This window comes from Mycobacterium sp. (assembly GCF_036490025.1).
GTDB lineage: Bacteria > Actinomycetota > Actinomycetes > Mycobacteriales > Mycobacteriaceae > Mycobacterium.
The window spans coordinates 1-14,500 of record NZ_DASXEP010000173.1; the positions used below are offsets into that span (position 1 = coordinate 1).

The 14,500-nt window shown below is 65.0% G+C and carries 18 protein-coding genes; 8 read left to right on the plus strand and 10 right to left on the minus strand.

Annotation, left to right across the window (positions count from 1 at the left end; all coding sequences use genetic code 11):
* Positions 1–86: 86 nt before the first annotated feature.
* From VGG53_RS20085 to VGG53_RS20095, 3 genes are all read left to right on the plus strand, one after another.
* Complete coding sequence (locus VGG53_RS20085; protein ID WP_331519863.1) at positions 87–254, plus strand: hypothetical protein; 168 nt, start codon at positions 87–89, stop codon at positions 252–254.
* A gap of 112 nt (positions 255–366) precedes the next feature.
* A complete protein-coding gene (locus VGG53_RS20090) occupies positions 367–585 on the plus strand; it encodes a type II toxin-antitoxin system CcdA family antitoxin (protein ID WP_331519846.1) in 219 nt (72 codons plus the stop codon).
* Positions 582–995, plus strand: a complete 414-nt coding sequence (locus VGG53_RS20095; protein WP_331519847.1) for a type II toxin-antitoxin system VapC family toxin — start codon at positions 582–584, stop codon at positions 993–995. Before VGG53_RS20090 ends, VGG53_RS20095 begins: the two co-directional genes overlap by 4 nt.
* Before the next feature lie 277 nt (positions 996–1,272).
* On the opposite strand, the gene VGG53_RS20100 is transcribed toward VGG53_RS20095, so the two are convergent.
* The 3 genes from VGG53_RS20100 to VGG53_RS20110 form a co-directional block, all read right to left on the minus strand.
* On the minus strand, positions 1,273–2,082 hold the full coding sequence (locus VGG53_RS20100) for a DUF1906 domain-containing protein (protein ID WP_331519848.1): 810 nt from the start codon (positions 2,080–2,082) through the stop codon (positions 1,273–1,275).
* 443 nt (positions 2,083–2,525) lie between these two features.
* Positions 2,526–2,987 (minus strand): DUF1942 domain-containing protein, encoded by a 462-nt coding sequence (locus VGG53_RS20105; RefSeq protein WP_331519850.1) that lies wholly within the window; start codon positions 2,985–2,987, stop codon positions 2,526–2,528.
* Positions 2,988–3,225: 238 nt separating this feature from the next.
* A complete protein-coding gene (locus tag VGG53_RS20110) occupies positions 3,226–3,420 on the minus strand; it encodes a hypothetical protein (protein ID WP_331519851.1) in 195 nt (64 codons plus the stop codon).
* Between the two features lie 59 nt (positions 3,421–3,479).
* Here VGG53_RS20110 and VGG53_RS20115 point away from each other — a divergent pair, with 59 nt between their 5' ends.
* The gene (locus VGG53_RS20115; RefSeq protein ID WP_331519852.1) at positions 3,480–4,049 is read left to right on the plus strand and encodes a helix-turn-helix domain-containing protein; all 570 of its coding nucleotides are present in this window, start codon (positions 3,480–3,482) and stop codon (positions 4,047–4,049) included.
* A 182-nt stretch (positions 4,050–4,231) separates the two neighbouring features.
* Here VGG53_RS20115 and VGG53_RS20120 read toward each other — a convergent pair whose 3' ends face one another.
* Positions 4,232–4,813, minus strand: coding sequence for a dihydrofolate reductase family protein (locus tag VGG53_RS20120; protein ID WP_331519853.1), 582 nt, complete (start codon positions 4,811–4,813; stop codon positions 4,232–4,234).
* Positions 4,814–5,042: 229 nt separating this feature from the next.
* Here VGG53_RS20120 and VGG53_RS20125 point away from each other — a divergent pair, with 229 nt between their 5' ends.
* Together VGG53_RS20125 and VGG53_RS20130 are read left to right on the plus strand one after the other, a co-directional pair.
* A complete protein-coding gene (locus VGG53_RS20125) occupies positions 5,043–5,690 on the plus strand; it encodes a maleylpyruvate isomerase family mycothiol-dependent enzyme (RefSeq protein ID WP_331519854.1) in 648 nt (215 codons plus the stop codon).
* 17 nt (positions 5,691–5,707) lie between these two features.
* Positions 5,708–6,142, plus strand: coding sequence for a hypothetical protein (locus VGG53_RS20130; RefSeq protein ID WP_331519855.1), 435 nt, complete (start codon positions 5,708–5,710; stop codon positions 6,140–6,142).
* A 4-nt stretch (positions 6,143–6,146) separates the two neighbouring features.
* On the opposite strand, the gene VGG53_RS20135 is transcribed toward VGG53_RS20130, so the two are convergent.
* A complete protein-coding gene (locus tag VGG53_RS20135; protein ID WP_331519856.1) occupies positions 6,147–6,752 on the minus strand; it encodes a DUF4333 domain-containing protein in 606 nt (201 codons plus the stop codon).
* Positions 6,749–8,233 (minus strand): neutral zinc metallopeptidase, encoded by a 1,485-nt coding sequence (locus tag VGG53_RS20140; RefSeq protein WP_331519857.1) that lies wholly within the window; start codon positions 8,231–8,233, stop codon positions 6,749–6,751. Before VGG53_RS20140 ends, VGG53_RS20135 begins: the two co-directional genes overlap by 4 nt.
* A gap of 295 nt (positions 8,234–8,528) precedes the next feature.
* Between VGG53_RS20140 and VGG53_RS20145 the strand changes: the two genes are divergently transcribed.
* Positions 8,529–9,995: a serine/threonine-protein kinase gene (locus VGG53_RS20145; protein ID WP_414689014.1), complete on the plus strand. Its 1,467-nt coding sequence runs from the start codon at positions 8,529–8,531 to the stop codon at positions 9,993–9,995.
* A 7-nt stretch (positions 9,996–10,002) separates the two neighbouring features.
* Here VGG53_RS20145 and VGG53_RS20150 read toward each other — a convergent pair whose 3' ends face one another.
* The gene (locus VGG53_RS20150; protein WP_331519859.1) at positions 10,003–10,902 is read right to left on the minus strand and encodes a hypothetical protein; all 900 of its coding nucleotides are present in this window, start codon (positions 10,900–10,902) and stop codon (positions 10,003–10,005) included.
* A 411-nt stretch (positions 10,903–11,313) separates the two neighbouring features.
* Here VGG53_RS20150 and VGG53_RS20155 point away from each other — a divergent pair, with 411 nt between their 5' ends.
* The gene (locus tag VGG53_RS20155; protein ID WP_331519862.1) at positions 11,314–12,060 is read left to right on the plus strand and encodes an Rv3717 family N-acetylmuramoyl-L-alanine amidase; all 747 of its coding nucleotides are present in this window, start codon (positions 11,314–11,316) and stop codon (positions 12,058–12,060) included.
* Positions 12,061–12,125: 65 nt separating this feature from the next.
* Here the strand turns inward: VGG53_RS20155 and VGG53_RS20160 are convergent, their stop codons facing one another.
* From VGG53_RS20160 to VGG53_RS20170, 3 genes are all read right to left on the minus strand, one after another.
* On the minus strand, positions 12,126–12,995 hold the full coding sequence (locus VGG53_RS20160; protein WP_331519860.1) for an SMP-30/gluconolactonase/LRE family protein: 870 nt from the start codon (positions 12,993–12,995) through the stop codon (positions 12,126–12,128).
* A 37-nt stretch (positions 12,996–13,032) separates the two neighbouring features.
* Positions 13,033–13,875, minus strand: a complete 843-nt coding sequence (locus VGG53_RS20165) for an SDR family oxidoreductase (RefSeq protein WP_331519861.1) — start codon at positions 13,873–13,875, stop codon at positions 13,033–13,035.
* 11 nt (positions 13,876–13,886) lie between these two features.
* A partial coding sequence (locus tag VGG53_RS20170) for an AMP-binding enzyme (protein WP_414689013.1) occupies positions 13,887–14,500 on the minus strand: 614 nt, incomplete at its 5' end.

Sequence of the window (14,500 nt, forward strand, 5' to 3'; positions counted from 1 at the left end):
CCGCAGGCCGCGTCGGTCCCCTGGCGTCATTGGAGAAGTAGTGAGTGCGAGTCCAGGAGAAGGAGTGTTGAGGATAGCGGCTGTTGATGAGGTCCGGCGGACTGCCTCCGCGGCGTGGGGAGATCGCGCAATACATACCCGGACCCTGGCGTACCGAGTACTCCAGGTCGCACTGGCGTGGTGAGCAGATCTGCTATGGCGCCCCGGATTACCTTCACGCGCAGGCCATGCGGGTGGACACCTCCCCACCGTAGGTGATAACCGCGCTCAAGCGATGAGTATCGCGCCGGCGAGTACCTGAGAGCATCACGGCGTGCGCCTTGCAGAGCGAAGCGACTCCTTGTGTGTGTGTGTATATTTGTGTGTATGGCTCGGTTGAACGTGTACGTGCCGGACGATTTGGCGCGCCGCGCCAGGGCGCGGGGCTTGAACGTCTCGGCGCTGACTCAGGCCGCGATCAGCGCCGAGTTAGAGAACTCTGCAACCGAGGCATGGCTTGACGGGCTGGAGGCCAGAAGCACCGACGCTCAGCACGACGACGTGTTGGCCGCGATCGACGCCGTCCGGGATGAGTTCGGAGCGTGAGCCCATCCGCCCCTTCGCCGCCGGAGCAGGTGGTTATCGACGCGAGTGCCATGGTGGATCTCGTTGCGCGCACTCGCGATCGATTTTCGGCGGTGCGTGCACGGTTGGCCCGGACGGTGATGCACGCGCCGGCGCACTTCGATGCCGAGGTGTTGTCGGCGCTGGGGCGCATGCATCGCTCCGGTGTGCTCACCGTTGCCCAGGTCGATGCGGCACTAGATGAGCTGCGACAGGCGCCGGTGACCCGGCACGGTCTTTCGTCGTTGCTTGCCGGAGCGTGGGCGCGGCGCGACACCCTCGGCCTGACCGATGCCCTCTACGTCGAGCTCGCCGATATAGCAGGCCTCGTGTTGTTGACCACGGACCAACGATTGGCACGCGCTTGGCCTTCGGCTGACGCCATCACCTGAGTTGAGCCCGCAGGCATCGGCCTTCGCAACGACATCAGTCAACGTCGCTTTTGAGTCAAGGGTCAGGAGCCGTTGGTAGCCCACCCAGGCAATCGTCGACACAGGGCTGTATGCCTCCTGGTCATCGAGCCGCACCGATCTGCTCGAGATAGGCGTCGGTGAAGTTCCCCCGCTCACCCAGCTCGCTTCTGGATGGTGCTTATCGCAGATGGCCAGCGGCGCTCTCGCCTTTATGGAACCAGTAGCTGCCCACGACCGCCTGGAGTGGATTACGACCTCACGGATGTAGGTTCCACTGGCCGCAATCCTGGGCCAGGGCATCGCTGACGTCGACTTCGAGCCCGCCGACCACCGGGCCTGGATTCGACGCGGTGCTCACCACGCGCTGGTAGAGAACTGCGGCGGGGTCGACCTGACCGTGAGACCAGGACCGGGTCTGCCAGGCCCACCGGCGGCCGGGCGTGCGCGAATTCCCGATGACGCCATCGGCCGCGGCCCACTGGCACGCATTGATGCCCCCGTAGATGCCGGTGCGCTGGACTCCAAGCACCGAGTTGATTCCGCGAAACCACTGCAACGCGACGGTGTTCCAGGTGTCGCGGTTGATGTCGTCGTCGACGGTGAAGAAGATCGGTGCACTCTGGCCACCGCCCGCCGCGGTATGCAGCTGCCAGCCGGTGCGAGCGTCGGCGACGCCGCCGGCGAACCCGCGCGTGAAGTCCGACGGTGCTGTCCCGCCCGGCTTGCCGTATTGGTAGTTACTGACGATCGCCAGGCCAGCGGCGGTCAGTGACTCGGCGTAGGACCGGGTGATCGGCTTGGCGCCGAAGGACGAGCCGGGACGCGAGAGCGAAACGTAGTTGATCACCCCGGAGTGGCCGGCGGCCCGGATATCCTGGGCCGGAATCTGACGCATGGCGAAGTCGATCAGCGTGGGAGCGGCAGCCGCCGCCACGGGGGTGCCGGCATTTGCTGATACCGCGCCCAGCCCGACCAGCGCCGACACCGCGGCGGCGCAGCGTAGTGCCTCACGCCGGGAAACCGGGCGTGATCGCCGGAGGCCGGTAGTGCCCGGCGAGTCCTGCATCGCGTGATGTTAACAATGTGACTGCTGTTAACTGTGTAGCCTCGCTGGCCGCGTTCAGTTCGGTTTTGCACCGTTTCGTCGGCCGACGTGGGGGCCGGGCCTCGGTGATACGTCGAACGACAGGCCGCGGGTTCGGCCAGTGCGTACCACCAGGGCCTCCATAGTTCGCTGCCGGGTTCAGAAGGGAGAACGTGAGCGAGCAGAAGCGTGCCGTCGCACGGTCGGGGGTTTCTGCCGAAGGGCGAAGGCGCGGCGGCGATGCGCGCTTTGCTTACAGGCGACTTGCCGGCGGGCCGGGGCTCATACGTGCTCACTACCGTGAAGCAATAATCCTTTGAGTTGCAGACGACAAGGAGAAAACGCGGTCGGCGCGGTCTGCTTTCACCACCATTGACCGCCCACGCATTTACAGGTCGACGACGGTCTCGGGTGAGACAAGATGGTTAGCTCTTCCAGATGACCTTGTCGATGCCGCTGGCATCCCGGTAGACAACGCTATCGGGCGCCGTGCCCCCTCTAACGTCGAAGTACAGCCTCCCGGTTGTTTGGGTGCCCGGCGCGAGCGGCTGGTTGGGAAGGCCGTCCGGCTCGTTCCCCTTCAGAACCGCGTAGGTCGAGCTGTTAACGGCCCGCGCGTTGAAGTCGGCAATGTTTGGAGTCGGGGAGCCGCTTACACCTTTGGCGGTTACATCCGAATACCACGCGCCGTCGTTGTGACCGCTGGGCTGCAAGTTACTTACGGTGTAGTTGATGGCCCCAGAACCAGCTGCCCCCGGAATCTCTGCCGATTGGCCGAAAGCAACCGTTTGCGGATCCGCCAACGCGGGTGTCGCCGTTAGGATTCCTGCCGTCGCAATACCAGCAGCTGCTGCTGTCGCCTTCAGCGCGATCTTGGAGAACATCACGTCAAACTCCTTCCGCTATGTTCCTGTGATCCAGAAGTGGTAGCCGCGTGTTCGACCACCCATGGGGCGTATCCACGCTCGGGGATTTCAAACCTGCTCGGCAATGGCCAAAGCTCAGTGCGCCGACAATCAAGGTAGGTATCACCGATGGCGTCACCGGCCCGGCGCCGGCGGCTTTGCAACCTCATCGCAGCGCGGCGACGAGCTTTTCCAGCGTCTCCCACGAGGTGCTCGGGGTTTAGTTGAGGCTGAAGTAACTGATGCCCAGTTCCTCGTGCAGGCGCTGGATCCGTTCGGCGGCAGCGGGTACCGGGACGTCGAGCAGGGTGGTGAGCTTGCGGATCTCCGCGTCGGGTGCGTCGGGTGCAACCATCCGCACCAGCGACAGGTCGCTGGGATCGTCCATCGACACCTGGAAGAAGCCGAACTGCAACTCGATGTCGTCGAACCGGTCACCGGCCTTGTCCGCAAGCTGCTGCCACCTGCCAGCTGGTGTTGGACAACGCGACCCGGCTGTTCGTGGAACGCGGGTATGCCGGCACCTCGATCGACGTCATCGCCGAGACCGCCGGGGTGGGCCGCTCCACGGTGTTCACCGCTGCGGGCGGCAAGCCGTGGCTGCTCAAGACCGCCTATGACCGGGCGGTGGTCGGCGACGACGAGCAGGTCCCGCTCGCTGATCGGCCCGAAGCCCGCGAGCTGTTTGAGATCACCGATCCCGAACAGATCGTCACCGCCTACGCCGGCATTCTCGCCGATGCGGGCGAGCGGGTCTCCGCCATCTACGAGGTGGTGCGGTCGGCGGCCGGCGTCGACGCCGAAGTTCACCAGCTATGGACCGACATCGGCGACCAGCGCCTCACCGGTGCCCGCACCATCGCCACGCTGCTGAAGAAGAAAGGGGGCCTGCGCAAGGGCCTGACGGTAGCCACCGCCCGCGACGTCATCTGGATTTACAACGATCCCGGGCTGCACCACGCACTCGTCGGTGACCGCGGCTGGACCCAGCACCGTTACCGCTCGTGGCTCAGCGAAACCTTGCGTCAGCAACTCCTGGGATAGGCCGCACCGCCGAATTGTTCGACGTTCGGACCGCCAGCCGTCGGTACCGTCGGCGCGGTCTCCGTGGTGGGGTCGACCGCACGCCGACGATGAGCGTTCCAAGGTGTCCCACTTGGTGTTCGGTGTCTTGCTGAGGTTGAAGCGGGTGAACCCGGCAAGCCGTGACCGGTGTATGGATGGACTCAGACGTGCACGATTGGCCGGTAGACGAGCTCTTGGATGTGGCTGTCGAGCGTGCGGCTCTCGACCAGCTCGAGGTCGAAATCGGCCGCGCCCTGGAAGATCGCATGATCACCGGTTTGACCGGTGATGACTGGGAAGATCGTCACCTGGACGCGGTCGACCAGGCCGGCGGCCATCAGCGCCCGGTTCATGGAGAGACTGCCGTGCGAGCGCAACGGCACCTCGGACTCCTCCTTCAGCCGGGCCACGACGTCGACGGCGTCGCCGCGCAGGACGGTCGCGTCGGGCCAGTCGAGAGGTCCATCCAAGGTGGTCGACACCACCGTCGCCGGCAGGTGCCTCATCCGGGTTACCCATGGGTCACCCACTTCGGACTCCTCGGTGCCCGAGGCCAGCATCCGTGCGAACGCCCGATATGTGTTGGCCCCGAGGACCATCCGCTGCTCCGTGCGGTACAAGGAGAGGCGGTGGTCGAGCAACTCGGGGCCCTGCTTGCCCCAGTAGCCGCCCCAGTCGCCGCCGCTGACGCCGCCGTAGCCGTCGAGGCTGGAAAAGACGTCGAAGGTGTACGTGGCGGTCATGATGCTCTCCTACAGAAAGGGTGATCGGGTGTTTGAGAGACAGACCGGGAAGCACTGCGAAACTCATCGCGGTTGGACTCCTGGAGTCGGGCCACCGCGCCTACCGGCTGGCCGCGGCCAAGCCGGTGGCGACGCTGAGCGTGGTCAGCGTGGGCAGCGCTACCAAAAGCCCGCTCCCGAAAGCCCCCTGGCCGAACGGCTCAAGCACCGTTCCCGATATTCTGCACGTGTGCGGCTCAGCGCTGTGGAACGCGAACGGGTCTTCGCGGCGGTAGCAGACCAGCGAAGATCGATCGCCACGCTGATCGACGGTCTTGACACCGATCAATTGGCCACCGCGAGTCTGTGCGATGGCTGGGATGTCAAAACGGTTGCCGCGCATCTGGTCAGCGATTTCGCCGACGGATTCCTGGGCTTTATGGCCAGCGGCCTTCGCCACGGCAGCATCCATCGCGGCATCGACGCGCTTGCCCGTCGCCGGGCGCAAGCCCCCGCCGCGGAGATCGCCGAAATCCTGCGCCGCCACGCTGACTACCGGCTCAGTCCCCCGGTGACAGGTCCGCTATCGGGCCTTACTGATGTGTTGGTCCACGGCGCCGACATGCGGATACCCCTGGGACTTCCGCACCGACCGGATCCACACCATGTCGCCAGGGTGCTCGATTTCCTCACCGGCCCAACGCAGTTCGGCTTCTTCTCGCGCCGACGCCTGCGCGGCATCTCGCTGCGCGACGACGACACCGGTCGAACGTGGGGCAACGGCGATCAGATTCGTGGACCAGGCGTGGCGGTGATGTTGGCCGTATGCGGACGCACCGTCGCGTTCGACCGTCTCACCGGCCCCGGACTCCCGTTGTTGAAGTCCCGGCTCCCCTGACCGAATAGAGATGCGGTATGAGTCAGCCAGTACTCGATGGACCCACGTCCGCTCTGCCGCGAAGCATCGCGCGCTATGTTCTCTGCGCCTTCTTGGTATTCGCCGGGGTCAGTCATCTGAGCTTTGCCCGAACCGCTTTCTACGCCCAGGTACCGCCTTGGCTGCCGTTGGACACCGACTTCGCCGTCATCGCCTCGGGCCTGGTGGAAATCGCACTCGGCGCGAGCCTGGTGCTGCTGCCCCGGTGGCGCGCACCGGTCGGATGGATCGTGGCGATCTTCTTCGTTCTGGTGTTTCCCGGCAATATCTCCCAATTCGTCACGCATGCAAATGCTTTCGGACTCAACTCTGACCTCGCTCGCGGCATTCGGCTGCTGTTCCAGCCGCTGTTCGTGCTGTGGGCGCTGTGGTGCACGGGGGCATGGGCGGCCTTCCGAAATCGCAGCCGATGAAAGGCTATCGGGGAGCATCGATTTCGTATGTGCCGTTGTCGTCTGACACGACGACCGCGACGTGGCGTTGGGCACCGTTGACAATGGCGTCGCAGGTGAAGGTCGTGCCCTTGCTGGCGCTGGGGTTGTGGCCGCCGTTGCAGCTGACATCGGCGACGGTGTTGGCGCCGTAGCCGCCGGCCGGATCGGACAAGGTCTGCAGAACGCCGGTTTGAACTTTGGCGACGTCGAGGACTGCGCCGCCGGTGATGCCGAGTGTGGAGACGCTGCCGAGCAGCACCGTCGCTCCGATCAGGACCGCCAGGCCGCCCGCCCCCACGAGGAGCCAGGGGATCAGCTTCTTGAGATCTGCGGTGGCGTTGATTTCTGGCTTGGCTGTTGGGTTTTGATGTTCTACCCGGGATACCGCGGGCGGTGGGCGGTTGGGGCGCTGTAGGTGCCAGGGGATCTCCGGCGTTGGCGGGGGACGCTGGCCGACGGGCTGACCGCGGGGTGGGATTGGCCGCGGTCGGGCGATGCTGGTGGGGTCGTCGGACGTCGGGCGGCGCAGATACCAGGGCGTGTCCGGCCCGGGTTCGTGTCCACGACCTGGCTGTGGTGGGTCGTTCACGGGAAGCTCCCATAGCACTGAGCCGCGGTACCGACTAGACCGGAGCGGAACGCCACGATCCGGGTGAAACCAGCGGGCACGCTGTCGCCGTTGGTGTCGCTGGCGACAAGATGATTGGTCAGCAAACCAGATATCGCTTCGTCAAGGTCACCGGGGGTCAGCACCAGGGTGTGCCCCGAGGGCACTGGGACGGGTGTTGCCATGTCGCGCTGGGCGACTCCGGTCAGGCACGCGGTGCGTAGCGCGGCGCGTTCGCCGGTGAGTGCGACGCCTTGTTCGTGTTGGACGGCGAGCATGTAACGGGAGGTGACTACGGAGAAGGTGGTGTCGTCACCTTGCAAGAGTTGGCGGCTTTCCTTGTCGGTGTAAGCGCCCATCTCTCGCAGGCCGGGAAGGTCGACGTTGATGGTGTTGGTGGCGGGGCAGTACGAGGCCGGTGGGCTGGGACGGGCGTCGGGACACGCGATGTTGCTGCCGACAGTCAGAGTGGGGGCTTTGTCGGGGTGGAAAATTTGGGTAAGGGTTTCCATCAACAGCGCCAAAGAGTCGTCGGTGATGGGCATCTCGCCAGGTTCGGAGCCGCCGGAGGGGTAATTCTGCAGCGCGGGCGGAAGGCCCACGTGGCGGCGGGCGATCTCGTTGTGGTCGATCGCTGCGCATGTGGCGGCGTCACCGTCAAATCCCTCCTGGAAAGCGCCCACCCGATCGAGCGCGGAACCGTGTGCCCCAGGGAAATTTTCAGATTCGTCCGTGGGATCACGCAAGGTAATACCGCCGGCGAGCACACGGTCGAGGCCATCGGTGGTGTTCATCGCGAAACGAGTTGAGCTGCCTTGCGCCACCCAGTGCAGATAGACCCCGGCGAAGCAGTCTGCCTGCTGCTCTTTGACGATGGTGCGAGTTAGGAGGTGCACGCTGTGCGCTCTGGTCTGCACAGCGTGGCCGAACTCATGCGCAAGGGCTCCGGCTACGGCGATATCTCCAAAGTACTTGCGCGTCAGGGGGATAAGCTCGCCGCGATCCCACGAGATCGAGTCATCGCGACGGCAATAAGACGCATTGACTGAATTGTAGCCGTTGGGTCTGCCACATGCGCCGCGGCTGAACGGATTCCTCGAGTCGTAGGAGCGGATCGCCGAGATGGGCTGGTATTCGCCCGAAAAGACCTGCGGGTAGGTGGCTGTCCAGAAATCTTGAATGTCGTTGACCGCCAACAGGGCGAGTCGATCGTTGTCGCCGCCGTCGGTACCCTCGACGTCACCCTCTGGCCCCGGAGCGTTGGGGCGAACTCCATTTAAGCCGCGGGTGGCGTGCAGGCCCCCGACACGGTCGGGGTCATACAACATTGAGGCTGCCCGACCCTCCATCACGGTAGGCGCGCACCCGGCGCCTGCCAGAAGACAGGCCGACGCGAGCGCGACTCGGACCCAGCTGCGATGGCGGGATGGCCGTCCGGAGCTCCGGTGTGGGCGGTGCTTCATGAGATCCCTCCCGGTGGGGAATGCGCTGCTCTGGTGAGATCCGCAGGTAGGCGCTGGCCCCTGTCGGCGACGTTAGTCCAAACGCCTGGGTGTCGCGCGTGAAACCCGTGCCGACGCCACCACACGCACGATGCCACGAAGGTGAAGTGCCGCACGGTCTCGGCATATCGGCACGTGTTGTGCACGCGGGACGGATACTGCTAGTCGGATGCAACGGGGAGGTGTCGTGGCCGCAGCCAAAGCCGGATCATTGTTCGGCAAATACCAGCTCAAAAGGCTGCTCGGACAGGGCGGCATGGGTGAGGTGTACGAAGCCCACGACACCAGCAAAGACCGAACGGTCGCGCTGAAGATCCTGCCCGAGGAGCTATCCCGCGACGAGGGGTTCCGCACCCGATTCCAGCGAGAATCCCGTGCCGCGGCGATGCTGGAAGAACCGCACGTCATCCCGATTCATGACTGGGGCGAGATCGACGGAAACCTGTACATCGATATGCGGCTGGTGCGCGGCCACGATCTTCACGAACTCCTCCGACGCGGACCATTAGAGCCCGAGCGTGCGGTGGGGATCATCCGTCAGATCGCAGCGGCGCTGGATGCTGCTCACGCGCAGGGTTTGATCCACCGCGACGTCAAGCCGCAAAACATCCTCGTCACAGCGACAGAAGACTTCGCTTATCTGATCGACTTCGGCATCGCCGAGAATCGGGGCGACACCCGACTGACGTTCGCGGGCAGCGCAATCGGATCCTTCGCGTATATGGCGCCGGAGCGTTTCGAGGACCGCCCCACAACTCCCGCGGTGGACACTTATTCGCTGGCAGGTGTGCTCTATGAGGCGCTGACCGGTCAGCCGCCGTTCAAAGTCGGCTCCATGGAGCAGGTGATCGCCGCCCACCTGTCCGCACCGCCGCCGCAGCCCAATGCCGTCAATGCGCGGGTGCCGGCCGCTTTCGACGGCGTGATCGCGCGCGGTATGGCCAAAGACCCCGACGACCGCTACGGCAGCCCCGGCGCGCTGGGCCGCGCCGCCCAACGCGCGCTGGGAGCGACGCCGTCATCGGGGCCCGGCACAGGACCGACCGCGGTCACCCAAGCCGCGCCGGTTTACTCACCCGCGTCGGCGCCGGGGCAGTCAGGGCCCACTCTTGCGGCATGGCAAGTCGGACAACAACACTCACCAAATCCGCAGCAATCCTCAACGAGCCAGGCGCGTCCGTGGCTGGTGCCGGCGGTGATCATCGTGGCCGCGGCGTTGATCTTGGGTGGTATCGGCGTGGTGATCGGGCTGCTCGCCCGGCAGAATGCCGCCCCGCCCACCGGCGCGGCGCCCTCGAGCGGCTACCCGGTCCCTCCCCCGACGCAGTCATATCAGCCGGAGTCGCCGCCCTCGCCGCCGAACCCGCCGGGTCCGGCTCTGCCGCCCGCAGTAACCGGCCCCGACAACAGCGCTACTCACGCGTCCTGTGACAACGGATTCTCATTGACCAATATGACCGGCTTCGGCAGCCGCTCTCAGCGGGGCAGTGGGGGAACGTCCTGCTTTTTCGCCCGCAGCGTTCTCATCTCCTACTGGAACCGGTATGGCAGCGCCATCCGAGATCAGCGCAGTGTCTCGGCCCCCGGTGCCGTCGACTGCCGCACCGTCGAAGGCAATGCGGTCTGTGACGGTAGCAATTTCGTCCTGCAGTGCGCAGCGGAGGGTGCGGATAACTGGATCACCTGCCGCGGGGGCAACGACGCAGTCGTCTATCTGTATTAGGGCCCGCTCAGCCCGGACACTTCGCTGCCGGTAGTCGATTAAGGCGAGCGTGCAGCCAGTCGCCGATCTGGGTGAGGGCGTGGGTGCCATCAGCGAACGACCCCGACTCGGGTTCAGCGGCCATTGCGACCACCGTCAATCCCCTCTTCCCCGACAACACGACACCGACCTGGCGCACCAGGTATCGCCCTGACGGAGAGGGGCCCCAACCGCCTTTGATCTTGGCATCGGGAAGACGTCCCAGACCCCATGAACGCTGGTCGCCGGTTACCCGGCCCATCAGGCCCAGCACCGGTTGGTTGCGCGGGTCGCATGCCGCCGCCGATAGAAACTTCGCCTGGTTGGTCAACGACCAGTCGGTCTGGCCGAAGGCGGTGTATTCGGGGCGCAGCTTTCGCGACTCGACGGTCGTAGCATCCCCGGTGTCATGAAGCACCTGGCCCACTTCGGCTGCGGCGGTGGCCGGATCGCCCAGGCCCTCCCAGATCGCTTCTGCGGCGGCGTTATCGGATTCGGTGATCGCCGCAACCATCGCTGTCGTGGGATGGCCGTTGTCGTGTTGGCGCATCGACGCAATCACCAACGGGACCTTGATCGTCGACCACGCGGGTTGGTCGGAAAAGTCCGAGACGCCCAACGTGACGGGGTCCGCCGACCCACTGCCTACGGCGCGCACGGCTACGCCGACCTCCGCATGGAGCCCGGTCTGGAAGTGGGCGAAGTCGGCCGCCAGCCCTGTGGGATCAGGCGACGTTGTTGCCGGCGGGGGAGCAGTCGAGTTAGCGGTGGCCCGCAGCGGCGACGCCGGGGCCGAAGGTCGCACTGGTGTGGAAGTCGGTGCAAGGTAAAACGCGACGACCGCGGCCACAGCGACGATCAACGCCCCAGCAACCGCGAGCATCCACATTCGCGGACGCGACCACCGCGGCGCTGGGGACATCACACGCGCGTGGCGGGCGCCGCCCCGGTTCAACCTGCGCCCCGGGCCGGCAGCGCGAAGGTTTCGCCCCCAGTCGAGCTCAATCGCAGATACGCATTGAGCACTTTGGTCAGCATGCCGAGAAGCCCGCAGAACGGCCCGAAAACCACCGTGCCGCAATGACTTAACGTTGCGGGCGACAGCACGGCGGTATTTGACCTAGGCATAGGTGAGCTCACCATAACCCGCGAGGACCTTCTAAAACAGTCACGAAGCACTCTGTCCCCAACCAGCCGTTAGTTCAAGGCCGCCCGCGGCTGCCCCGGTACCATTCCGGGAATGCGGACTGACACCGCTGCGACGATCCTGATCGCGCCGCGTGCACCCTTCTCGCCAAGGATGCGCACAGGCGCCGGACTGGTCGCGGTGCTCGTGGCCATCAGCGCCACGTTCACCGCTTGCACCCCGACGGCGTTCGCGGCGGGGAGCCTTGCCGGCATGACGGTCGTCCTGGACCCGGGCCACAACGGTGTCGCCGATTCATCGATCTCGCGGCAAGTGCCCAACGGCCGAGGCGGCACTAAAGCGTGCAACACGAGCGGTACGGCCACCAACGATGGGTACCCCGAGCACAGCTTCACCTGGGATGTCGCCCTGCACATCCGAGATGCACTGGAGCAGCTGGGCGTACGAACCGCGATGACACGCGACAGTGACAACGGCGTGGGGCCCTGTGTCGATCAACGCGCCGCCTTGGCCAACGCAGCCAAACCCGACGCGATCATCAGCATCCACGCCGACGGCGGACCTCCGTCAGGCCATGGATTTCACGTCAACTACTCGAGCCCACCGCTGAGCGACATCCAAGCCGGGCCCACCGTCGAGCTCGCAACCACGATGCGCGACGCGTTAGTCGCATCAGGACTCACTGAGTCCAACTACATGGGCTCACAAGGCTTGTACGGGCGAGCTGACCTCGCCGGTCTGAACTTGGCGCAATATCCCGCTATCCTGGTCGAACTCGGGAACATGAGAAACGGCACCGACGCGGCGCAGATCGAAAGCCCAGACGGACGCATGAAATATGCCAAGGCCGTTACCGACGGCATAACAATCAATCTGGGTAACAAAGCCCCCACGCGCTAGTTTGATGCGCGGCTGCGCCATCGGATACGTGCGCCCGCTACTGGTTTTGGCTCGGGGACAGGCAGTTACGGGCGCCCGACACCGGGAATCGCAACTCGAATCCGCAGGATGCGCCCGGTGGGTTGATCGGTCCGGTCGGACTGGTGCCAGGCGTCGGTGACACACACGTAGAGGCTGCGGCGGTCGTGGTCGCCCAGGACACACGCCAGCACGAACTGGTCAAGGTGGTGTTCGTCGGTGATGAATCCGTCGACAACCCGAAATACTCGCTTGTTGATCGAGTCGGCCACCCAGCGGCCGCCCTTCATGTCGAGGCATATCCCGTCGGGCGCGCAGAAGGGGAAAGCTGCAGTGGCGGGCAGTGGTTCGGTGGTGCGATCGGACAGCACGCCGTCGCGGTGGGTATAGCTGGTCAGCCGGCCCGCGCCGGATTCGGCGACCACGATCGTGCTTTCGGTATCGTCCACGTCGATGCCATTGGGCACCATCAGGTCACCGGCAGCTATGCCAACGGTGCCGTCGGGGTCGACGCGGATCACGACGGTGGGTTGCGGGTTGGGTTGCGGGGCGTCGAGGTCGAAGCCGAGTTGCGTGACGAATGCGGTGCCGTTAGCGGTCACGATCATGTCGTTGATCCGGTAGGGTGCAAGCGGTTTCACGTCGGCATGCACGGTGGCATGGCCGCCGCTGATCCGGTAGATGACGCGTTTGGCCATGCCGGCGACCAGCAGGTCACCGTTGGGCAGCCAGCCCAGCCCCGCGGGTTCCTCCTCCGCGGGGAACCGGTGCGCGACGGAGACATGGCCGTCGTCGATGCGGTGAACGGTATGTCCGCGCATATCGGAGAACCACAGATGTTCGTCGTGCCAGCGGGGGCACTCGGGCATGTGCATCCCGTGGGCGACGATGTCCATGCCCGGGTTGTGTCGGTTCATCAGCGTCGGGGCAGATCAAGCACGAAGCTGGCGATCGTCACGTCGATGAGTTGGTCAATGCATCTACGGTCGGCATGGTTGAGTAGTCGATCTGGTTGGTCGTGATGGCCGCTGAGAAACCGTTGTCGATGAGCAGGTTGGTTCCGTTGATGTAGCTCGCAGCATCGGAGCCCAAAAAGGCCAGTGCATCGGCGATTTCGTCTGGGCGCGCTTTTCGTCCGCCGCTTTGACTGGTCATCCAATCCAGAATCGGTGCTCCCATCGATGTTTGGAAGTCGGCGATCAATGGTGTGTCGATAAGCCCCGGGCACACGCTGTTGATGCGTATGCCGTGCTTGGCAAGTGGCGTCGCCTGCAGCAGGGTAAGGACCTGCGCACACTCTTTGGAGAACCCGTAGACATTTTGGGTCAGCCCGGGGTGCGCCTCGACCCAGTCCAGCGCCTGGCTCCAGTCGTCGATACCGAGCAATTCGAGTATCTGCGGCAGCCGCTCCGTGAACCCGCCGCCCGCCGTCGACGCGGTGTTGACCACCGCGCTGCCCGCAGGCATCCGTTGGTGAAGGCCTGCGATGAGCCGGCGTGGTGCGAGCACGTTGACACCGATGACGACCGGAAGGGGCAGTGTCGCTGCAACACCGGCGTTGTTGAACAGGACATCGATGCCGTCGGGAAGTCGATGAATTGCGTCGTCGATCGCGGCCGGATCGGACAGGTCGGCGAGAATGAACTCGTGTATTGGCTCGGTGCACGTTTTGATGTCCAGGGCGATTACCCGCCCGGCGTGCGCGGCTCGCAATCTGTCGACCAGCGCCGCGCCCACTCCGGTAGCCGCACCAGTGACGACGACAGTCTTGTTCTCGTAGTTGATGATTGGTGACATCTTGTTGCTCCTCAAAGTGCCGCGGCGGTGTCGCGGTCATCGTGGTGGGTGTCGGCGTCACGCGTGGCCACCTGTTTGGCCCAGCGGTAATCGGCCTTTCCTGCTGGGGATCGCATGACCTTTGGCGTCCGCACAAAGGATTTCGGAATCTTGTAGCCGGCTAGGTGTTGCGCGCAGGCGTCGCGTAGGTCAGTGTCGGTCGGTTCTGCACCGTCGACGAGTTGAACCACGGCCACGACTTCATTGCCCCATCGCGGCGATGGGCGTCCCACAACGATGACGTCGTAGACAGCGGGATGACAGGCGACGGCGCGCTCGACCTCCTCGGCGAAGATCTTCTCGCCGCCCGAGTTGATCGTCGCCGAATCCCGACCCAGGAGCTCGATGCGACCGTCGGGCAGCGCTCTGGCGCGGTCGCCGGGGACCGACCAGCGAACCCCGTCCACCGTCGGGAATGTTTTCTCGGTCTTGGCGCGGTCGCCCAAGTAACCCAGTGGGATGTACTCCCGCCGGGCTAACCAGCCTTCGCCGCCCGCGCCGCCGGTCAGGACGCTACTGAGATCCTCAGCCAGCACCGCGGTATCGGGCTGCGGGGTGAACACGGACACGTCGTTGTGGTCTGCCG